Origin of the sequence: Ferrimonas marina (assembly GCF_900129905.1) — a bacterium.
Lineage (GTDB): Bacteria > Pseudomonadota > Gammaproteobacteria > Enterobacterales > Shewanellaceae > Ferrimonas > Ferrimonas marina.
This window is the reverse complement of the sequence record NZ_FQXG01000002.1, coordinates 115,887-135,489: the sequence shown is the minus strand read 5'-3', so window position 1 is coordinate 135,489 and position 19,603 is coordinate 115,887. Positions and strand designations below refer to the sequence as shown.

The following is a 19,603-nucleotide window of genomic DNA, read 5'->3' as shown; positions in this document are numbered from 1 at the left end:
GGGATGCTGCTCAGTTTTTGTCTGATCTTGCTCTTTGCTGCTGTTGCCAGCGGGAGGGGCTCTCTCCGGTGAGCTGTTTGAACACCCGGGAGAAGTGAGCCTGGTTGGCGAAGCCGCAGGCCTGGGCGATCACCAGCAGGCTGTCGGATTGGGTTAGCAGCTTCTGCTTGGCCTGTTCGATGCGCAGCTGCTGCAGGTAGAGGTAGGGGGAGAGGCCCATTACCCGCTTGAAGGCCCGGGCAAAGTGGTAGGTGCTGAAGGCGGCTTGTTGGGCCATTTGCTCCACGGTGATCTTGTCGGCATAGTGCTGCTGCAGGAAGTTCAGTACTCGCTGCAGCTGGGCCTGGCTGAAGTGGCGCTGTTCGCCGCGCTGCAGCACCCGACCATAGCGGTCGAGCAGTTGGGTGAGAAACACCCGCGCCAGGCTCTCAAACATCAGCTCACTGCCGAGGCGTTGGCCCATGGCAGTAATGAGCTGCTGGCCGCAGGCCACCAACTCGGGATCTGGCTGGCAAGGAACGTCCTTTAACTGGCCCGGGGCGAGCACCAGTTGCAGCTCCTGGGCGGCGAAGCGTTGCAGCTTCTCCGGTGCCAGGGTTATCACGATCACCTGGGAGCGGGCGTGCCAGCGCCAGCCGCTTTCGGTCTCGGCCGGGGTGATCACCACATCGCCCTGGTGGAAGGTAAAGTCCCGATGCACCCCCTGGCGCCAGTTCTCCACCCGGTGAGGATCGGGGTTGAGGTTAAGCAGGATGTGGTGCTGGCTGAATGCCTCGGTGGGCATACGGTTCGGTTCCGCCTCGAAGTACTCCAGGGTGAGCAGTTCGGCGGCCCGCTCCGAGTCGAGCTCGTTGCTGTCGACGGCAGGGGCGCTGGGGTACACCTCTTGGTATTTCAACGAGACGGCTCCGAGGATGGTAAGGATTCTATGACCATGACGCCGTTCTCTCGTAAATGCAAAAGCAAAGACAATAACGCAGGAACTAAGGGGGTCAGCCAACCAATAGGGTCAGAGTGGATTGAAACGAACGACAAGTACTGCGGTTCCTTCCCGTGAGCCAACAGAGTAGGTAGAAAAGGCCGAGCTGTCGCGTTGGAGGTTTTCAATGGCGTCTTCTCCGTTTCACCAGGTAACAGAGCTACTCCGTAACCTAACCCATTGATTGAAAACGTTTCACTTGGTAGCGTGGTTACCATTGACAGGCATGATGTAGTGTCAACATGATCCTTCAGAAATGATAATTCAAGATAATTGGCTGTAAGGAATCCCAGTGGAGGGGAGTAATAATGAATAAGGAGTTTCGTTCTGAACTCGACATTAAGAGCCTTATGAAGGTCCTTGGAGTGTGTGGTTTTGGAACAGGAGTGATTCTAATGATTATTTCTTTGTTTGCAGGTATGTTTTTTCAGCCTTATGAATCAGGCGCAGACGTATTTCTAGGTTCAGTTATTCTTCCGTTGACTGGTGGGTTTTATGGATTGTTGAATGCTTTATTTGGTTATCCATTTTATAAATGGTGGTGCAATCGAAACCGAGGCCAAAAAATATCTGGAATATTTGTGGAGGAACAGAGCTCTTAACGAGAGCTTGAGTTTGCCAGCAAGTCGATGGGCTCTGTTATCACTAGCCATTTATTTAACCGTTGGAGGCGTATGCAAGAGCTTAGGTTAAAAGTCTTAGTATTGATTTCAACATTGTTAATGCAGGCATGTTCCGCGATCTTTACTTCCGCAGACTTTCTTTCCGCGAAACCTAGTCCTAGCTATTTTGTTTCTTACTCGTGTAAATTTGATGAGGTTTCAGAAAATAATCTGCAAGTATTCAGCGCTGTCAGGGAACGTGACTTTTTACTTCTCAATGAATTGGTGGCCCAAGGGAGTGATATAAATTTTAAGGTGGGGGACGGTTCACCGCTATTACTCTGTGCTCTTGATGATGTAGAAATGTTCAGAGAACTTCTTAGGTTAGGAGCGGACCCTAATGTCAAATTCAATGGAACTACTTTGTTGCATCTGACAGCAGAGAATGAATTTGTATCTTTGCTTAGTGAATTAATCATTTTCTCTGGCAACATTGAGATAGAGGACGACTTTCGTGCCACACCTATATTCAGCACCATAGATCCATTTAATGAAGAAGTTCCAAGTGCGATGATTTTCTTGGTTGACGCTGGTGCCAATATAGAACATGTCAATAGAGGTTGTGTTACAGTAATGTATATGGCTGCCCAGGTGGGTCGTTTTGATGCTGTAGTTTATTTATATGAGAATGGAGCATCGGTTGAAGTTACATCATGCGCAGGGCTTTCTTTCAAAGAATTAATGTCTACCTACAACGAACGGATTGTTCATGGCTCTGAGAAACACATTAAATATCTGAGGGCCATGGAGATAATGGGCCTGGATAACAATGTGTAGACCAATGGGGTCAGAGTGGATTGAAACTCGCTCGGACCTCAAAGGGCACTCTCAGCCCGAGTGGTGCAGTCGTTCCAGCTCCTCTGGGCTGAGCACGCCATGAAACAGCTGGGGGAAGCGACGAAGACGCTGGCCGTTGCGATCGTCCGCCATCAACCGTTGCTCAAGCTCATCCAGACTGAGATTGGCCGCCAGGATCCAACCAAAGTCCACCAGGGCGCGGCGCTGACTTTTGCTAAGGAACTGCCGGGCCTGGAACTGCGCCAGGTTAGTGCGAAGCTGCTGTTGCAGCTCGGGCTGGGCACGAAGCTTGGCGAACACCGCACTATAGAACCGTGTTTCGGCGTCATTGGGCGGCCGGGGGCGTGGCGGTGGGCGATTGGCGGAACGGGAAAAGGGCATGCAACGGCTTGAATCAATTGGTGTGCCATTACTACGCGCTGAAGCCCTGTTTGGAGCAAAGGCATGACTGGAGCAAAGGCATGATTGGGTCAGAGGCGTGCCAGAGCCGCTTGTGCCTGTCAGTGCCTTCTGTGTTAGCGCCCTTTGTGTCAGAGCCGTTATTACCAGTGTCATTAATACCAGTGCATTAAAAAGGCCGCGGTGCTATGCGCACCGCGGCCTTTTGCCGGTTATCGAGGGGGCAGGTTATCGGCGGGTGGCGTCAGACCAATGCTGGGTGACCTGCTCGAGGAAGCGCTGCTTTTCAGCTTCCAGTGCTGCCATGTCCAGGCCGACGAAGGCCTGGGCGCTGGCCTTGTCAGCCAGCTCTGGGTAGCGCACTTGCTCAGCGCCCAGCTCCTCCAGTACCGCGGCCAGCTTGGCCCGGGCCATGTTGGCCTGGCGCTGTCCTACTGCCAACAGGGTCAGGGCCTCTTCCGGGTTGTGGGCATGGATGCCGTGGGAGGCGATGGCGAAGTCCCAGCGCCACTGGCCGTGACGGATGTCCATCAGTGGCGATTCCATCTGGTGCCACTTGGCGCCACTGTCCCAGGCCGCACGGGCCTCGATGTGGGCCTTAACCAGGGTGGCTTCCAGCTTGGTGCGGGCTTCATCGATGGCGGCCTTACTGCTGGCCAGGCTTTGGCGCAGCTCGGCTTCGCTGTCGTGGCACTGGGCGCAGGCTAACTCGTAGTTGTCCATCGCTCCGGTGACGTTGTGCTCGGTGTAGTGCTGGCCCTGCGCGTTCTGCTTGCTGGGCATATGGCAGCTGACGCAGGTAACGTCGTGTTCGGCATGGACGCTGCGGCCCCAGGTTTCGTACTCCGGGTGCTGGGCCTTGAGCATGGGAGCGCCGGACAGGGGGTGAACCCAGTCGTGGAAGCGGCGGGTGTCGTAGTAGCGCTCAATCTCGTCGGCGGTGTTGCCGAAGATCCAGGGGATGTTGACCCGGTTCTCCTGCTCTGGCTGGAAGTAGTACTCCACGTGGCACTGGCCGCAGGTCTGGGCTGCCTGGAGGGAAGCACTTTGCTGCTCAAACGGCTGCTTGATCTTCTCCATGGCATGCTGGGCGTGGGGACGACTCAGGCGCAGATCGGCCTTGCCATCCTCGTGGCAGTCGCTGCAGCCAATGGAGCCAGAGGTGATCTCATGGCCCACTTCGCTGAATTTCTTGGCGGCAAAGCCCAGTTCGCCGTACTCCTCCATCAGCCGGGGCGCATCCGGGGTTTTGCAGCTCCAGCAACTGGCGGGCAGGTCATGCTCGCCCTCCACGCCCATGGGGCCGCCGGTACGCAGGGTGTTGGTGACGTCGGTGACGGCAAACTGGTGGCCGCGAGCGCTCTTGTAGTCCCGGGCAAAGGGGTAGCCGGCCCAGAGCACCACCATTGCCGGCCGTTTGGCCAGCAGGTCAATCTTCTGGTCGGTCTCGATGCTGCTGGCCCAGCTGTCGTACTGGTCAGGAAAGGCCGGTTGCCAGTTTTCACTGACGGTACCGGGACGCTCGCCACTACAAGCGGACAGGGCCAGCACAGCGGCACTCAGCACAGCGGCGCGCGGTAGGGAAAAGGGCAGGGCACGGGATGGCATCATTTCGGCAGACTCAACATGTCGGGTGACTCAGCTTGACTCAGTTTGGGCTTGGGTCGGCGTCGTATATTACACCGGCATGCTCGTTACAGTCAGAGGCTTGGATGTGCCGAGATTAATCCCTTTGCGATGATTGCGGGTGAGACATTTGCCCCTGGATGTGCCAAAACCGGGTTCGGTCACCAACTTTGTGATCCAGTGAGCCTTTCTCTGCGCCTTGTCGTAACGCTCCGTGTTAGTTCAGTACCTGGTAGCCGCGGTTGATCAGGCAGTTACGCACCACCTGTTGCTGCTCGAAAGAGTACTCCTGCTGCGCCTCTCGCTTTTCGGCACTGTGGTGCAGGGCACCGCTGACCAGGCCCACTCCGGCGCCAATCTTGGCGCCCTTGCTGCCGCTGCCACCGGCGATGGCCCCGCCGGCGGCTCCCAGCAGTGCCCCTTTGCCGGTGGAGCGCAGGGCGTCGTGGCCGAGCGAGTCGGTTTGCTGGTGCTCGACCTGTTGGCTGAGCTGCTCGCACTCATAGCGGTCGGCGTGATAGCGCTCCATATCCACCCCTTGAGTGTCGACAATGACGTTGGCCTGGGCTGAGAGGGAGAGCAGAGCCAGTGAGGCCAGGGAGAGAAAGGTCAGTGGGCGCAAGGATCGCAGTTGATGGTGCATGAGCAGGGTTCCTGGGTTGCTAAAATCTGGAGCGCCAGCTTAGCGCTGAAGGGCCTCAATTCCGCCTCGTGTTTGCCGGATCTCATCCGTCCAACGTACGGTTTCCTGGCCTGTTTTGGCTGCCGAGTGCTCCTCCTTTGCTGGACGGATTGCATCCTTCAAATGCGATTGGTTGCGATCCTGTGAACCCCCTAGACTCTGCCGCGTTCCGAGCTGCCATCCCGGTAGCCCCCTGCCAGTTCACTCACCTTCACCAAGGGGGTGAAGCAGAAGAGTTGAGTACGAGCATGAAACAATCCCGATCCCTGTTTGCCCTGGTCGCGGTCGTTATAGCGGTCAGTGGCTGTAGTTCTACCCATGGCCTGGACGTTCGCGTCGACCAGGATAATTACCGCGACGCTAAGGTCGCGCACACCTCTCCCATCGCTAAGCAGGAGCCGCTGCGAGTCTGGGCGGACGACGACGTTGAGCTGTTTTACGACGCCGAAAGCGGTACCACACCGGTGCGCGTCGACGGCGACCGCATGAGCATCCTCGCCCTGTCCGGTGGGGGTGCCAACGGTGCCTTTGGTGCTGGTGTGATCAATGGCCTGTATGACAGCGGCCAGTTGGCCGATTACTCAGTGGTTACCGGGATCAGCGCCGGTTCCCTGATTGCCCCCTTTGTGTTTGTCGGGGGAGAGCAGATCCACCAGCTGCAGGAGGTGATGCTGGGCATCGACGACAAGATGGTGCTGGGCAAGCGCAACTTCTTTAATGCGCTGCTTAAGGATGCCTTCACCAACGGCAAGAACATGTACGAGTTCATCGCCGAGGTATACAGCCCGAAGATGATCGAGCAGATCGCTGAACAGCATCGTGCTGGCCGTCGTCTGCTGATCGGCACCACCCAGTTTGATTCCGGTCAGCTGGTGGTGTGGAACCTGGGGCAGATCGCCAACAGTGACCTTGCCAACCGTGATGCCCTTATCCACCAGGTGCTGGCGGCCAGTTCCTCCATTCCCGGTGTGTTTCCGCCGCAGTTCATCAACGTTATGGCCAATGGCGCGGTGATGGAGGAGCTGCACGTGGACGGGGGCTTGTCTGAGCAGATGTTCTTCCAGCCGGCCAACGTCGATTACCGCAAGATCAGCGAAGCCCAGGGCCTGACCGAGACGCCCCAGGTGCACGTGATCCGTAACGGCATGCTGAAAATGCCTTACAGCCCCACCAAGGACAAAGGGATGGCGCTGCTCAACCGCAGCCTGAAGAGCCTGACCATCCAGCAATCCCGTGGCGATCTGTACCGGATGATGTACTTCAGTGAGGTGTCTGACCTGTCGCTGTCCTTCACCTTCATCGACGACGACTTTGATGGCAAGAAGACCACCAAGGCGATGTTCGATCAGGACTACATGCAGGCACTGTACGACTACGGCTACAACAAGGCGGTGCAAAACACCTTGTGGGCTGAGCAGCTGCCCTGAGCAACAAAAAAGCGCCCGCTATATGCGGGCGCTTTTGTTTTGGGCGGAGGCCATACTCGTTTGGCTTATGCCATCAACACCCGCTGCAGAAGGCTTACGCGGCCAGGGGCTGGTCGAAGCGGATGCGGTGCAGCAGTGAGTAGATCACCGGCAGTACCACCAGGGTCAGCACGGTGGCAAAGCCCAGACCGAAGATGATGGTCACCGCCATGGACTGGAAGAAGGCGTCCGCCAGCAGAGGGATCATCCCCAGCATGGTGGTCAGCGCCGCCATGCACACCGGGCGGACCCGGCTGACCGAGGCGTCGACGATGGCGGTCTGGATCGGGTTGCCCTCCTTGCTCGCCTCGATGTTGATCTGCTCCACCAGCACGATGCCGTTTTTTACCACCATGCCGGACAGGCTCAGCATCCCCAGCAGGGCGGTGAAGGAGAAGGGCACATCCAGCAGCAGCAGACCGGTGGCGATGCCGATCAGCGACAGCGGTACCGTGGTCCAGATCGCCAGCGGCTGACGCAGGGTGCCGAACAGCAGCATGGTGATCAGGAACATCGCCAGGTAGCCCATGGGCACACTGGCAAACACCGCCTCGTTGGCTTCGTTGGCCATCTCGAACTCGCCACCCCACTCGAAGGTGTAACCCGGCGGCAGCTCGATGGCTTCGACGCCAGCACGCAGTTTCTGTCGCATCGACTCCGGAGTGTCGTCAGCGAAGGGCGCCACGTCGGCCAGCACCGTCAGCACCCGCTTGTTGTTGCGGCGCATGATGATGGGATCTTCCATCTCGGTGGTGAAGCCGCTCACCGCCTGGCTGATGGGCACAAAGGCGTTGCGCTCCTGGCTCCAGACCTGCAGATCCTGCACCCGGTCGGCGTTGAAGCGCTCCGACTCCGGTGCCCGGGCGACGATGGGCATCAGGTAGCTGCCGTCACGGTAGAGGCCGACGGTCAGGCCGGTGAAGTTCACCAGCAGGGCCTGGTCCAGCGCCTGCTTGGAGATCCCGCTGCGACGGGCCGCGGCCTCATCCAGTTGGGGCCGGACAATGGGGGCGGGCTCACGCCAGTTGTTGCGGATGTCCACCGCACCGGGGACCTGCTCCATCGCAGCGATGGCCTGGGCTGCGAGCTGACGCAGCACGTCCGGATCGGCACCGTAGAAACGCGCCTCGATGCGAGCCGCCGGGGCTGGGCCGTTCTCCATCAGTTTGAACTTGTACTCAAACTCAGGATGGTTCTCGCTCAATCGGCTGCGCACCTCCGGCAGCATCCGCTCGATGGTGGCGAGGCTGTCGGTTTCCACGATCAGCTGGGCGTAGCTGCTGTAGGCCATCTCCGGGGCGTAGGTCAGCACGAAGCGCTGGGCACCCATGCCCATCACCGTGGTGACGTTCTTCACCTCCTCGAAGGCCAGCAGCTCCTGCTCCAGCTTGATCATGTTCTGCTCGTTCTGGCGCATGTCGGTGCCTTCGCGCATCCACACGTCGACGAAGAACACCGGCGTGGTCGAGGGCGGGAAGAACTGCTGCTTCACCTGGCCAAACGCCGCCAGGGCACCGAACAGGGTGGCGATGATCAGCACCAGGGAGATCATCCGGTGGCGCAGTGCCAGCATCAGGCTGGCCCGGTAGAGTCGGAACAGCACCCCTTTGTACGGGTCCTGTTGTTCGCCCTCTGTTACTGCCTGCTCCTTGAACATCAGGTTGCAGAAGAACGGGGTCAGGGTGATGGCCAAGAACCAGCTCAGTGACAAGGAGATCAGCAGCACCAGGAACAGCGAGCGCATAAAGTCACCGGTGGCGTCGCTGGACAGACCGATGGGGGCAAACGCCAGGATGGCGATCACCGTAGCGCCCAGCAGCGGCATCGCCTGCTGGTTGACCACGTTCTTGATGGCGGTCAGTCGGCTTTGGCCGCGCTGAAGACCTACCAGCACCCCTTCGGTAACCACGATGGCGTTATCCACCAGCATCCCCAGGGCAATGATCAGGGCACCGAGGGAGATCAGCTCCAGCTCGATGTTGAGCATGTTCATGCCGATAAAGGTGCCGAGGATGGTGAGCAGCAAGATGGCGCCCATCAGGATGCCGGAGCGCAGCCCCATGGTTACCAGCAGCACCAGGATGACGATGGCGATGGCCATAGCGAGACTCACCAGGAACTCCGATACCGCCTTGCTAACCACCTTGGCCTGATCGTTGACCTTGGTCAGGTCCATCCCTAGTGGGCGCTGGTTCTCCAGCTCGGCCAGGCGGGCGTCGATGGCGGCACCTACGTCCACCACGTTAACCCCCTTGGCGAAGGAAACTCCCAGGGAGATGGCTGGTACGCCGTTGCTGCGGTAGAGGTTGAACGGGGTCTCCTCAAAGGCGGTGGAGATCTCGGCGATGTCCCCCAGGTAGACCAGTTCGCTGCTGCCCGGCGGGCTCACGATCAGCTGTGCCAGCTCCTCCACAGAGGCGAACTCGCCGGTGGGGTGGATACGCACGGACTGACCCTGGATCAGCATGTTACCGGCGTTGGAGACCTGGTTCTGGGTCTGGATCAGGCCGTAGATCCAGGACGGGTCCAGACCCAGCGCGGTGAGCTTATCCTGGGCGATCTCCAGTACCACCTGCTGCTGCACGGTGCCGGCAATATTGACGTTCTTCACCCCCTCCACCAGGCTCAGCTCCCGGTGAAGGATCTTGGCGTAGTCCTCCAGTTCGCGGTAGCTGTAGTCGGCGCCACTGACGTTGAACAGGATGCCGTACACATCGGAGAAGTCGTCGTTGACCTCCGAGGGGTAGACCCCCGGCGGCAAGCTGGCCTGGGCATCATTCACCTTGCGGCGCAGCTCATCCCAGATCTGCGGCTGCTGATCGGCACTGTAATCGTCCTTCAGCTCCACCATGATTTGCGACAAACCGGCACTGGAGATGCTGGTGACGTGCTTGATGTACTCCAACCGTTGCAGCGCCCGCTCCAACGGCAGGGTCACCTCCTCCTCCACCTGTTCCGGCGAGGCGCCGGGGTAGGGGGTATTGACCAGGGCCTGGGGGATGGGGAATTCCGGGAACTCCAGCTGCCCCAGGTTGGTGAACGACAAGGAACCGCCCACCAGTAACAGCAGGACCACGGTCCAGCTGATCACCTTGTTGCGCAGGCTGTAATCGGTAATGCGCATGCTCAGATCCCTCGCTCACGCACCAGCGGCTTCACTGCCATGCCATCACGCAGGCTGGCGACGCCGGCGGAGACGATCTGATCGCCCGGGGTCAGCGGACCTTGCACGGTTACCCCATCCTGGCTGATGGCGCCGAGGGTGACGGCGACAGGACGGACGGTGCCGTTGTCCGGCTGGTAGACCCAGACCTGGTCCTGGCCGGTGGTGTTGTCGGCAATGACGGCGGTCACAGGGACGGTGATCTCACCGGCACCAAAGGTGCTGGGCTGCAGTTGCGCCAGGTCCAGCTCCAGGGTGGCGGCCATGCCCGGCAGCACGGTCAGCTGGGCCGGGTTGGTCAGGGCAAAGCGCACCTCGAAGGACTGGGAGCCGGGGGTGATCTGGGTGGACAGCTCCTTGAAGCTGACCGGGTAGCTCTGGCTCGGGGCAGCGGCAAAGCGCACTTCCGGCTGGTACTCGGTGCTGACCTGCTCCTCCTGGATGCGACTGAGCAGCGCCTCCGGCACCTGGATAATCACATCCAGGTTGACGTTGTCTTGCATTACCAGCACCGGCTGCATCGCTTGTACCGACTGGTGGTTCTGCACCAGACGCTGAGCGATACGGCCATCGTACGGCGCCTCAAGGCGGGTATCTGCCAGGCGATCCTTGGCCATCTGCAGCGCCACCTGGGCGGCACTCAGGCGGGCCTGGGCGTTGTCGAAATCCGCCTGGGACACCACCTGGCGCTCCCGCAGGGTCTTGAGGCGGCGAAAGTCCGCGTCCGCCAGATCGAAGTCGGCCTGGCGGGCGGCCAGCTCGCTGCGGTAGTCGCGGTCATCCAGCAGGGCCAGCAGGGCGCCGGCGGCCACGGCCTGACCGGCCAGCACGTTGAGCTGTTCCAGCTCGCCGGGAACGCGGAAGGAGAGCTGGGTCTCCTCCCGGGCCTCGATGCGGGCCGGGAAGGTACGCAGCTGGTGGGTGGCCTGGTCGGTGATGGTGAACAGCGGCACCGGGCGTACCACTGTGGTGGTGTCGGCCGGCGGCTCGGCGCAGCCGGCCAGCAGGGTCAGTGCCACGGCCGCAGTGGCGGCGGGCCGGATCAATTGGGTGAGTGCGGAAGTAGTCATGAGCGATTAGATGTCTTCAGGTCATAGGGGGCCAAAGCAGTGGGATGAGCACACTGCTTCGATGAAACCGATAAAAATTAGGGATTAAAGGTCGTCAGGGGACGGCTTTGTCGTCCGCCTGGCTGAGCGAGTTGAATAGCGCAGTCAGGCGTGGGTCGAGCCAGCCAGTCACCAGGGTGGCGACATCCTCTTGTGCCGAAACAGAGGTTGGGCTGTGTTGCAGCTTGAAGTGGTGTACTGCAGTGGCGGCCTTCTGGCCGGCAAATAGCAGCAGGTAACAGCACAGCAGGATCTCCAGGTAGGGCTGTGCGGCATAGAACCAGTTGCGTGACATGGGGATCTCCTTATGCCTTGTCACTGTTTTTGCGCAGGGCATGCAGCAGCATGCACGAGAAGTTCTGCCAGTTTTTCTTGGTGGCGTCCGGGTCTTGGATCAGGAACCACTGGTTCACCAGGCCGATGAAATAGGTATCCAGCATCATAAAGGCCTGGTCCATGTCCTCCTTGCTCACCTCCGGTGCGACCGCGGTGGCGATGTCCCAGTACTTGCACAGGTTGTCTTCCCACATCGCCAACAGCGGCGCCTGGGCTTCGGGTTCATACATCGACTGATTGATGAAGGTGTGCATGGCGCGGATCTGCACAGGGTTGTTTTCCAGGCGATGGAACAGCATCTCGCCGGAGCGGGCGAAGAACTCTTCCAGGCTCTGGCAGCCCTCAAAGTGCAGGGAGGAGCAGTAGGTATCGATGACGTGTTGCAGCACCGCCAGGTGCACCTCCTGCAGGCTGGCAAAGTGGTGATAAAGCGCGCCCTTGCTGATCTCCGCCTGCTTGCTGAGTTTGCCTACGGTCAGGGCCTGGTAGCCCTCGGTGCCGAGGATCTCGGTGGCGGTATCGATGATCTTTTGTCGGGTCTGCTCAGCAGCCTGAGTTTTGAGGTTCATTTGAGTCACCTGAGGTTTTGGACAGGCTAACTATAGGGCATACCGACCGGTCGTTCAATATATTTTTGAACGACCGGTCGGTATCTTGATGGCGCTTCGCTCCAGCAAGCCAGATCGGCTCTCTCCTTGAGCGCCTCAGGAAGGAAAGTCAGGGAGGGAAGTCAGGAAGAGAAGTAGAGAAGGGAGATTCAGATGGGCTTGAGTACCATGATGACGTAGCTGAACTGACCCTCGAAACGCTCCAGCACGGGCAGTTCCTGTTTTAGCTCCGCCACGGCACGGGAGTGTGGCAGTTCGGCCTCGACCTGCTCCAGTCGCTCGGCCAGCGGCTGGGTGTAGGCCTGCCAAGCGGCCCGGCCCAGGCGCCGACTGGCCACCAGTTGATAGCCTTCGGCCTGGCACTGGGCAAAACGATGCTGCTCTTGCTGCATGTCCGGGTATTCCCGCTGCCAAAATGCACTCAGATCTGGCTCTGGATCCGGAGTCAGCCACACCAGATCGCTGATCACCAGGTAGCCGTCCTCGGCCAGCAGCGATCGCCACTGGCGCAGTGTTGCCTCAAACCCCATCACATAGGCGCTGTTTTCACACCACAGCAGGTCAAAGCTGGCGGGGGCAAAGGGGATGTCGGTCATGCTGGCGTTGCAGCTCTGGACTCGATCTGCCAGCCCCTGTTGCTGAGCGCGCTGTTCAAGGCGCTCCAGGCTCTGCGCAACGTTATCCAACCCGATGACCTCAGCCGGGCTGTGATTGGCTAACAACAAAGTGGCGTTACCCGGGCCACAGCCGATGTCGAGGACTCGGCGAGGGGCTTGGGGGAGCTGGGACAGCGCCCACAGGCTGTCCTGTTCGGTGCCTGGTCCGTGGTGGTCCAGCGGGGCAAAGATGTGGAGAAAGTCGTTCATGTATTGCTCGTGTTGATGAAGGTCTTTGGATAGCCAGCGAAGCTGCAGTGCACCGGTCTCATCCAGGCCCTGGGCCATCAGCCATTGGGTCTGGGCTTCGGGTGCCTGCTGGGCCATCTCAATGTGAAACTCTCGTAGTGCGTCGGGTGCCTGTCCCAGCAGGGCCTGGAGCAGACGTTGGGCCTGCTGCTTTTCGCTGATCGCCTCGGTCAGTTCGGCCAGGCGCTGCTGCAGCAAAGGCCGGTCGATCCCCTCGTTGAGCACCTGCAGGCACTCTTTGAGGCTGAGGCCGCCGCGATGCAATGCCTGCAGCAGTCGAAGCCGCTGCAGATCGCCGTCGTCGTACTGGCGGTAGCCGTTGTCCAGCCGACGTCCTTTCAGCAGCCCGAGCTTTTCGTAGTAGAGCAGGGTGGATCGGGCTAAACCGGTTAGTTGGGCCAGCTCGGAGATACGGTACATGTGAGCCTCCTGGGGTAGCGTGCGGCAGCAGGATAAAGTGTAAAGCCTTAGACAGGTCAAGCGAAATGGCGGGGCGTAACCTGGGTTTTTGCCTTAGCAGTAAAAATTTGAGGGGAAAAAGCACTGAGAAGACAGTGCACTAACCTGTTGCAGCTGGGTTTGCACCCAATAGGGGCGATCCTCTCTGAAACAGGGGGCGTAATCAGCAACACCTGCGACGCCGTCGCTCTTAACCTAAGGATGAAACCATGTCTCAGCCTACCGCTAAGCCCCTTCCCACCCTGATGATTGCTGTCCTCGCCTCCGTGTTCCTGGTTGCCTCCGCTATAGCGGGTGGATACAAAAAACAGCAGGATATCGTGGCCGTGGTCGCCGGTAATGACGACTTCTCCACCCTGGTAGCGGCAGTGCAGGCGGCGGGCCTGGTGGAGACGCTGCAAGGCAGCGGCCCGTTCACCGTGTTTGCCCCCACCAACGAGGCCTTTGCCAAGCTGCCGGAAGGTACGGTGGAGAGCCTGCTGCTGCCCGAGAACAAGGACCAGCTGGTGGCAATCCTCACCTATCATGTGGTGCCCGGTAAGGTGACCGCCAATGACGTGGTGACGCTCAGCGAAGCCAAGACGGTGCAGGGCGATAGCATCGACATCATGGTGCAAAATGGCGCGGTGAAGGTGGATAACGCCCAGGTGATTGCCACCGACGTGGCGGCCAGCAATGGCGTGATCCACGTGATCGATACCGTCATCATGCCGCAATAACCTGCGTCAGGTTCTGAATCCTAAAAGCCGAGCACCGGTGTGCTCGGCTTTTTAGTGCCTGAAGAGCCCCGTAGCCGCAAAAGCAGCGATACACCTTGAGCCAGCCTATGCTCAAGCCCATGAGCCTTTTTTGGATGAGAAAGAGTTTGGCTGGTAAAGAGTTTCGCAGTTTGCCGATGTCAGGCCTGCGGTTGGCGTGCAGCAAGGGGGCAGGATGAGAAGGGTAGCGTGGGCTTTGGCCCTGGTAACGACCGGCAACGCCTGGTCAGCGGAGCTCAATCCGATTCCTGAGGAGCCTGGGCTCAGCGGTAACCTGGGGTTGGGGGTGACTTACTTCTCGGTGGAGTCCAACTTCATTACCGGCAACCGTTTGGTGTCACTGGACAACGAAACCGTCGATGATCTCCAAGCGGCGCCGGGCAGCGAATCCGCCTGGTCGCCTACTTTTCAGATCGACCTTCGCTACACCCTGAGTAACCAACGCAGCCAGTGGTTCATCGGTAACGCCCTGCAGGATTTGGTGCGCCTGGATCTGACCCAGCAGATCGGCTTTCGCCACAAGCTTGATGGCTGGGGCACACCCTCATTGAGCTACGTGTTCTCCAGCGTCCCCACCGAGGTGTATGCCGATCCCTTCCTCACCGGTGAGCCCCGCGCCACCACTGACCGCGACTCCAATGGCTTTCGCCTCGGTTGGGACAACATCGGTGACAGTCCGCTGGGGTTTACCTACACCCAGCGTGACATCGACATCGATGATGAGCGAGCGGGTCAGTCGCTGTTAGCACAAGGACGGTTGGATCAATCTGAGCAGTCCGCGCTTCGACGCAGTGGCACTCAGCATCGCTACGAGTTACTGGCGCTGTTCGAAGCGGGGGAGCGGCAGTTGCTGGCACCCCAGCTGTTCTATGTCGAGCGGGATCTGGACGGCGAGGCCAATGCCGGTGATGGCTATGGGGCGCAGCTGACCTACTCGCGCCGTGGCCAGGGTCATACCCTGGTGGCGACCGCGGCGTATGCCGTGCGCAACTACGACAGCGATAATCCGGTGTACGACCGCAAGGCCGATGCCGATGAGTACGGTGTGTCGGGCACGGTGATCCTGCACGATGTGGCTGGTTGGAAGCGTTGGGACGTGCTGCTGGGCCTGGCCTGGTATGAGTCCGACTCGGACATCGATTTCTACGACACCCGGGTGTTTGCCGCCAACGCGACCCTGCTGTATCGCTTCCGTTAACCGGCCAGAGCTTACTGGTCGAACGCCACTTCGTCGCTAAGCCGCTGTGCCGCAGGATAAAACGGCAGTAGCAGGTGCAGCGCGCCGTTGTCGGCCTTGAAGCTGTCCCATTGCGCCAGTGTCTCGGAGGGACTCGCCTCCGGGTTAACCGGGTACTCCCAGTTGGCAGCGGCATAGGCCTGTTGTACTGGCTTAGAGGCCAGGAAGGCCATCAATTGGCGGGCGGCTTGTGGGTTGGAGGCGTGACGGGCCATCACCATGCCGGAGACGTTCAGGTGGGTGCCACCGCTGTCCTGGTTGGGGAAGTGGATCTGAGCACCGGCTGCGTCTTCGGCAAAGCGTGGGTCCTGCAGCATGTCCCCCAGGTAGTAGCTGTTGGCCACGGCGTAGTCGCACTCACCCCGGGCGACCGCACGGATCTGCATTCGGTCTGTGCCTTCCGGCTGGCGCGCCAGGTTGGCCTTGAGCCCCTCTAGCCATTGCCGTGTCTCTGCCTCACCGTGCCGGGCGATCATCCAGGCCACCAGGCCCTGGTTGAAGGGGCTGTCGATGGAGCGCATGCACACCCTGCCACGGTATTGCGGCTGAGCCAGTGCCTCGTAGCTCAGGGCTTCGTGGCTGGGTGCCGAGTCGGCCGGGTGCGGCGCTGAGGTGAAGATGTTGCGGGTACGCCAGGTCAGGGCAAACCAGTGCTGGTCAGGGTCGCGGAACCCCTCGGGGATCCGCTGCTGTAGGGCCGGCTCGTCCACCGGTTGGGTCAGGTTTCTGTCGACCAGGCTGGCCAGTCTTGCCAGGTTATTGACCAACACCAGGTCCGCCGCAGATCCCGCTCCTTCAGCCTGCAGCTGATCATCCAGCTTGGCGGGGGCAATGAAGCGCAGCTCGGTCTTGATGCCAGTTTGCTCACTGAACTGGTCCAGTATCGGCGCCACCAGGTGCGGCTGACGCGAGGTGTAGACGGTCAGGGTGCTGGCCTGAGCCGATAGAGCGGCAACAGTGAGCAGCAAGGCAGCCAGGGGGCGAATAACGAGGCGAAACATCGGCACTCCGAAGGGTGAGGTTATCTGTCTGCCACGCTAATGATTGAGGGGCCTGGGGGCAACGGCCCCAGGGTAAAGCGGAGTAAAGCTGCGCCGGAGCGCAGTGTGAGCGCAAAAAAAGGGCCAGTCGAAAGACTGGCCCCTTGCGTGGATTTTGCGTGGATTTTTCGTGGATTGTTGTTGGCAGTGCGTTGGGGCTAGAACGCGGCGCTGGCCCAGAGCCAGAACTTGTCGGTATCCACCTTGGTGTCACCGGCGTCGTAGGCGGCGTACTTGGCTCCCAGGGTGTAGTGCTTGGCCAGCTTGGTGCTATAGGAGAGATCCCACTCGCTGCCCAGATCCGAGATGCCGTCGCTGGACTCATCCGCCTCGAAGTCGTGGTAGATCACCGCCCAGCTGCCGCTGAGCAGTTTGCCGCCCACGGACAGGTAGAGATCCGCCAGGCCCTCATTGGGGGTGGTCAGGAACTGATCGGCCCAGCCGTTGAACTTGTGCAGGGTCGCCAGCGGCGTGCTGAAGCCGTATTGGCCGCTGTCGGAACCCAGCACTTCATAGCCCAGTTTGGCGGTCAGGCCGAAGATGGAGTAGCCCGCCTCGAGCAGGTAGTAGTCGGCATCGAAGCTCATGCCGGCGGCGGTGTCTTTCTCCTGGGTGGCCCACTCCAGCTGATAGGAGAGCTTGCTCTCGCCCAAAGCGGTGTCACCGGCGAAGCGCAGACCCCAGGTGTCGATCTGGTCATCCATATCTTCGTCGTCCAGCAGATAGCCATAGCCGCTCAGTTTGCCAAAAGGCAGCTTGTAGCCGGCGTTGATCAGGTGATCGTTGGCATTGACGTCCTTGGCCTCGGCAAAGATCCGGTTGCGCTGACTGATGTAGCCGTAATTCAGATCCAGGCCATCCAACGGCGACACCATCAGGGTGACGCCATCAAAGGTCTGGCGGTCCTGACGCCAGCCCACATGGCCAACAAAGCGCTGATTGTCGAACACGATGACCTGGCGGCCGCCTTTGATATCCAGTTTGACCGGTCCGGTGTCACGTTGGTAGCGCAGCAGGAACTGGTCAAGCTCGGTGGTGTTGGGATCGGCGATCACCGAGTATCCCGGTCGGCTGCCATTGCCATCGTTGTAGTCGTCGACGCCAAACACGTTACGGGAATCCTCGAACTCCACCAGGCCAGAGAGGCCGTGCAGCGGGGCGGTACTATAGGTGAGGCGGGTGCGCAGGGTAAAGGCGTCGGCGTCTTTGAGGATGTTGTCTTGCTCTACGTACTCGTAGCGCAGGTTAAAGTCGAGTTTGGTACTGCCTTGGGTAAAGGCGTCGGACAGGGTGGAAACCTCAGCGTGGGCAACGGGAGCCAGGCCAGCTAGCAGGCTCAGAGCGACAAGGGTAGGTCTCATGCTTCTTTTCCTTGAAACGATAAATAAACACGGGTGAACCGGTTTGCTGCGACGCCAACAGGTGTAACCAAGTCGGCACCGCCTCAGAAGGCGTGCTGATAGTAACAATCTGATAACCATTAAAGGGGTAAAATAAATGCCCCTTTAATGGTTCAGATCAATGAATGCGACGGGTGTTGATTCGACGGGCCGCCTTTAGGCGGTTTTTTGAGCAGGTCTTGGACTTTTTATTGGCGTTCTAATGGGTTCCACCTTGCGCTGCTTGTCGTAGAGGAAGGTGAGCACGGCGGAGCGCAGGCGGTTGTACTCGGGATCCTGGGCCAGCTCCAGCCGGCTTCGGGGCCGTTCCAGGGCGACCGGCAGGATCTCACCGACGGTCGCTTCCGGTCCGTTGGTCATCATTACGATGCGATCGGACAGCAGCACTGCTTCGTCGACGTCGTGGGTGATCATGATGACGGTGTTGCCCAGCTCCTGCTGGATCGCCATCAGTGAGTCCTGCATATGGGCGCGGGTCAGGGCGTCCAGCGCACCGAAAGGCTCGTCCATCAGCAACACCTGGGGCTGCATCGCCAGGGCCCGGGCAATCCCAACCCGCTGCTTCATGCCGCCGGAGATTTCATCCGGCCGTTTGTGCATGGCGTGGGTCATCTGCACCAGTGCCAGGTTGTGCTCCACCCACTCGGCGATCTCCTCTTTGGTCATCCGTTTGCCAAACACCTGTTTCACCGCCAGCTCCACGTTCTTGTAGGCGGTCAGCCAGGGCAACAGTGAATGGTTCTGGAACACCACGGCCCGCTCCGGGCCGGGCTCACGCACCTCCTTTCCGGAGAGGATCACGCCACCTTTGCTGGCCTGGTACAGCCCGGCAACGATGTTGAGCACGGTGGACTTGCCGCAGCCGGAATGGCCGATCAGGGAGACAAACTCTCCCTTGCTGATCTTCAGATCCACCCCTTTGAGGGCGGTGAAGGGGCCCTGGGGGGTGTCGAACACCATGTCGACACCGCTGATCTCCAGTTGATGAGTCATGTTGGGATCTCCTATCGCAGGATCTGGGATTTGTCCCAGCTGACAAAACGCTGCAGCTGCAGCATGGTGCGGTCGAGCAGAAAGCCGATAAAGCCGATCACCAGCACCGCCACCATGATGCGGGACAGCGACTGGCTGCTGCCGTTTTGGAACTCGTCCCAGACAAACTTGCCCAGGCCCGGATTCTGCGACAGCATCTCGGCGGCGATCAGCACCATCCAGGCCACTGCCAGCGACAGCCGCATGCCGGTGAAGATCGCCGGCACCGAGGCCGGCAGCACAATCTGGCGAACATGGGACAGCGGCGACAGGCGCAGCACCTGACTGACGTTGACCAGGTCCTTATCGATGGCCGCTACCCCCACCGCGGTGTTGATCACCATGGGCCAGAGGCAGCACAGGGTGACGGTGACCATGGAGTTGATGAAGGACTTGGCCACCACAGGCTCGGAGCTGGTGTAGAGCGCACTGACCACCATGGTGACCAGTGGCAACCAGGCCAGTGGGGAGACCGGCTTGAACAGCTGGATAAGCGGATTGATCGCCTGGTTCAGGGCCTGGTTCAGACCCAGGGCAATGCCCAGGGGGATCGCCACCATGGCCGCCAGGGCGAAGCCGCTCATCACGGTGACTAAGCTGGTGCCGATCTGGTCAAAGAAGGTGGGCTTGCCGGTGTAGGGACGGATCTTGGCGACGTAGTCGGGATCCTCTGCCAACCGGGCCTCATTGCGGGCTTCCTGGCGTTCATAGAAGGCGGTTTCCTTGTCCCGCTCCTCTTGATGCTCTTGTACCAGGGTCGACATCTGCTGGCCCACCTGGACCGGGCCCGGCAGCTGGCCCAGCGAGGTCTGGACCTGGGCCGCGCCCAGGTGCCAGAACATCAGGAACAGCAGGCAGCCGACCATCGGCAATAGCAAGGCGGTTAGGCGTTTTCCCGCCAGAGCCGGTGAGGGGGTAACCCGTTTCAATGTGGCGATCATGGC

The 19,603-nt window shown here is 59.9% G+C and carries 18 protein-coding genes; 5 read left to right on the top strand and 13 right to left on the bottom strand.

Translation table 11 applies throughout. The annotated features are described in order from the left end of the window. Positions 1-10: 10 nt before the first annotated feature. A complete protein-coding gene (locus BUC04_RS04295) occupies positions 11-898 on the bottom strand; it encodes a helix-turn-helix domain-containing protein (RefSeq protein WP_067657776.1) in 888 nt (295 codons plus the stop codon). Between the two features lie 389 nt (positions 899-1,287). Between BUC04_RS04295 and BUC04_RS23535 the strand changes: the two genes are divergently transcribed. Together BUC04_RS23535 and BUC04_RS04290 are read left to right on the top strand one after the other, a co-directional pair. Then, positions 1,288-1,581: a hypothetical protein gene (locus BUC04_RS23535; protein WP_143165534.1), complete on the top strand. Its 294-nt coding sequence runs from the start codon at positions 1,288-1,290 to the stop codon at positions 1,579-1,581. 72 nt (positions 1,582-1,653) lie between these two features. After that, positions 1,654-2,418 (top strand): ankyrin repeat domain-containing protein, encoded by a 765-nt coding sequence (locus BUC04_RS04290; protein WP_067657779.1) that lies wholly within the window; start codon positions 1,654-1,656, stop codon positions 2,416-2,418. Between the two features lie 51 nt (positions 2,419-2,469). On the opposite strand, the gene BUC04_RS04285 is transcribed toward BUC04_RS04290, so the two are convergent. From BUC04_RS04285 to BUC04_RS04275, 3 genes are all read right to left on the bottom strand, one after another. Then, positions 2,470-2,820, bottom strand: coding sequence for a hypothetical protein (locus BUC04_RS04285; RefSeq protein ID WP_143165533.1), 351 nt, complete (start codon positions 2,818-2,820; stop codon positions 2,470-2,472). A gap of 246 nt (positions 2,821-3,066) precedes the next feature. Then, entirely contained in the window at positions 3,067-4,449 is a 1,383-nt protein-coding gene (locus tag BUC04_RS04280) for an ammonia-forming cytochrome c nitrite reductase subunit c552 (RefSeq protein ID WP_067657782.1), read from the bottom strand. A gap of 232 nt (positions 4,450-4,681) precedes the next feature. Continuing rightward, complete coding sequence (locus BUC04_RS04275) at positions 4,682-5,107, bottom strand: glycine zipper family protein (protein WP_067657784.1); 426 nt, start codon at positions 5,105-5,107, stop codon at positions 4,682-4,684. A gap of 287 nt (positions 5,108-5,394) precedes the next feature. Here BUC04_RS04275 and BUC04_RS04270 point away from each other — a divergent pair, with 287 nt between their 5' ends. Further along, the gene (locus tag BUC04_RS04270) at positions 5,395-6,573 is read left to right on the top strand and encodes a patatin-like phospholipase family protein (protein WP_067657787.1); all 1,179 of its coding nucleotides are present in this window, start codon (positions 5,395-5,397) and stop codon (positions 6,571-6,573) included. Between the two features lie 94 nt (positions 6,574-6,667). On the opposite strand, the gene BUC04_RS04265 is transcribed toward BUC04_RS04270, so the two are convergent. From BUC04_RS04265 to BUC04_RS04245, 5 genes are all read right to left on the bottom strand, one after another. Further along, entirely contained in the window at positions 6,668-9,736 is a 3,069-nt protein-coding gene (locus BUC04_RS04265) for an efflux RND transporter permease subunit (RefSeq protein WP_067657788.1), read from the bottom strand. 2 nt (positions 9,737-9,738) lie between these two features. Continuing rightward, entirely contained in the window at positions 9,739-10,845 is a 1,107-nt protein-coding gene (locus BUC04_RS04260; protein ID WP_067657790.1) for an efflux RND transporter periplasmic adaptor subunit, read from the bottom strand. A gap of 94 nt (positions 10,846-10,939) precedes the next feature. Beyond that, the gene (locus BUC04_RS04255) at positions 10,940-11,179 is read right to left on the bottom strand and encodes a hypothetical protein (RefSeq protein ID WP_067657791.1); all 240 of its coding nucleotides are present in this window, start codon (positions 11,177-11,179) and stop codon (positions 10,940-10,942) included. 10 nt (positions 11,180-11,189) lie between these two features. Then, positions 11,190-11,789 (bottom strand): TetR/AcrR family transcriptional regulator, encoded by a 600-nt coding sequence (locus tag BUC04_RS04250; RefSeq protein WP_067657793.1) that lies wholly within the window; start codon positions 11,787-11,789, stop codon positions 11,190-11,192. Positions 11,790-11,977: 188 nt separating this feature from the next. Beyond that, a complete protein-coding gene (locus tag BUC04_RS04245; RefSeq protein ID WP_067657795.1) occupies positions 11,978-13,153 on the bottom strand; it encodes a MerR family transcriptional regulator in 1,176 nt (391 codons plus the stop codon). 248 nt (positions 13,154-13,401) lie between these two features. Between BUC04_RS04245 and BUC04_RS04240 the strand changes: the two genes are divergently transcribed. Together BUC04_RS04240 and BUC04_RS04235 are read left to right on the top strand one after the other, a co-directional pair. Next, positions 13,402-13,911 carry a fasciclin domain-containing protein gene (locus BUC04_RS04240; protein ID WP_067657798.1) on the top strand — a complete coding sequence of 170 codons (510 nt, stop codon included), beginning with the start codon at positions 13,402-13,404 and terminating at the stop codon, positions 13,909-13,911. Between the two features lie 214 nt (positions 13,912-14,125). Beyond that, a complete protein-coding gene (locus BUC04_RS04235; protein WP_073325612.1) occupies positions 14,126-15,148 on the top strand; it encodes a DUF2860 family protein in 1,023 nt (340 codons plus the stop codon). A gap of 11 nt (positions 15,149-15,159) precedes the next feature. On the opposite strand, the gene BUC04_RS04230 is transcribed toward BUC04_RS04235, so the two are convergent. The 4 genes from BUC04_RS04230 to BUC04_RS04215 form a co-directional block, all read right to left on the bottom strand. Further along, positions 15,160-16,188 (bottom strand): extracellular solute-binding protein, encoded by a 1,029-nt coding sequence (locus BUC04_RS04230; RefSeq protein ID WP_067657808.1) that lies wholly within the window; start codon positions 16,186-16,188, stop codon positions 15,160-15,162. A gap of 197 nt (positions 16,189-16,385) precedes the next feature. After that, positions 16,386-17,588, bottom strand: a complete 1,203-nt coding sequence (locus BUC04_RS04225; RefSeq protein WP_067657810.1) for an alginate export family protein — start codon at positions 17,586-17,588, stop codon at positions 16,386-16,388. Positions 17,589-17,783: 195 nt separating this feature from the next. Further along, on the bottom strand, positions 17,784-18,620 hold the full coding sequence (locus tag BUC04_RS04220) for an ABC transporter ATP-binding protein (protein ID WP_067657812.1): 837 nt from the start codon (positions 18,618-18,620) through the stop codon (positions 17,784-17,786). Between the two features lie 11 nt (positions 18,621-18,631). Further along, on the bottom strand, positions 18,632-19,600 hold the full coding sequence (locus tag BUC04_RS04215) for an ABC transporter permease (protein ID WP_067657813.1): 969 nt from the start codon (positions 19,598-19,600) through the stop codon (positions 18,632-18,634). Between the last annotated feature and the right edge of the window lie 3 nt (positions 19,601-19,603).

What these genes read in the sequence shown, in the direction of transcription:
- BUC04_RS23535 (WP_143165534.1), top strand. Translation starts at nt 1,288, where the DNA reads ATGAATAAGGAGTTTCGTTCTGAACTCGACATTAAGAGCCTTATGAAG.
- BUC04_RS04290 (WP_067657779.1), top strand. Translation starts at nt 1,654, where the DNA reads ATGCAAGAGCTTAGGTTAAAAGTCTTAGTATTGATTTCAACATTGTTA.
- BUC04_RS04285 (WP_143165533.1), bottom strand. Translation starts at nt 2,820, where the DNA reads ATGCCCTTTTCCCGTTCCGCCAATCGCCCACCGCCACGCCCCCGGCCG.
- BUC04_RS04280 (WP_067657782.1), bottom strand. Translation starts at nt 4,449, where the DNA reads ATGATGCCATCCCGTGCCCTGCCCTTTTCCCTACCGCGCGCCGCTGTG.
- BUC04_RS04275 (WP_067657784.1), bottom strand. Translation starts at nt 5,107, where the DNA reads ATGCACCATCAACTGCGATCCTTGCGCCCACTGACCTTTCTCTCCCTG.
- BUC04_RS04270 (WP_067657787.1), top strand. Translation starts at nt 5,395, where the DNA reads ATGAAACAATCCCGATCCCTGTTTGCCCTGGTCGCGGTCGTTATAGCG.
- BUC04_RS04265 (WP_067657788.1), bottom strand. Translation starts at nt 9,736, where the DNA reads ATGCGCATTACCGATTACAGCCTGCGCAACAAGGTGATCAGCTGGACC.
- BUC04_RS04260 (WP_067657790.1), bottom strand. Translation starts at nt 10,845, where the DNA reads ATGACTACTTCCGCACTCACCCAATTGATCCGGCCCGCCGCCACTGCG.
- BUC04_RS04255 (WP_067657791.1), bottom strand. Translation starts at nt 11,179, where the DNA reads ATGTCACGCAACTGGTTCTATGCCGCACAGCCCTACCTGGAGATCCTG.
- BUC04_RS04250 (WP_067657793.1), bottom strand. Translation starts at nt 11,789, where the DNA reads ATGAACCTCAAAACTCAGGCTGCTGAGCAGACCCGACAAAAGATCATC.
- BUC04_RS04245 (WP_067657795.1), bottom strand. Translation starts at nt 13,153, where the DNA reads ATGTACCGTATCTCCGAGCTGGCCCAACTAACCGGTTTAGCCCGATCC.
- BUC04_RS04240 (WP_067657798.1), top strand. Translation starts at nt 13,402, where the DNA reads ATGTCTCAGCCTACCGCTAAGCCCCTTCCCACCCTGATGATTGCTGTC.
- BUC04_RS04235 (WP_073325612.1), top strand. Translation starts at nt 14,126, where the DNA reads ATGAGAAGGGTAGCGTGGGCTTTGGCCCTGGTAACGACCGGCAACGCC.
- BUC04_RS04230 (WP_067657808.1), bottom strand. Translation starts at nt 16,188, where the DNA reads ATGTTTCGCCTCGTTATTCGCCCCCTGGCTGCCTTGCTGCTCACTGTT.
- BUC04_RS04225 (WP_067657810.1), bottom strand. Translation starts at nt 17,588, where the DNA reads ATGAGACCTACCCTTGTCGCTCTGAGCCTGCTAGCTGGCCTGGCTCCC.
- BUC04_RS04220 (WP_067657812.1), bottom strand. Translation starts at nt 18,620, where the DNA reads ATGACTCATCAACTGGAGATCAGCGGTGTCGACATGGTGTTCGACACC.
- BUC04_RS04215 (WP_067657813.1), bottom strand. Translation starts at nt 19,600, where the DNA reads ATGATCGCCACATTGAAACGGGTTACCCCCTCACCGGCTCTGGCGGGA.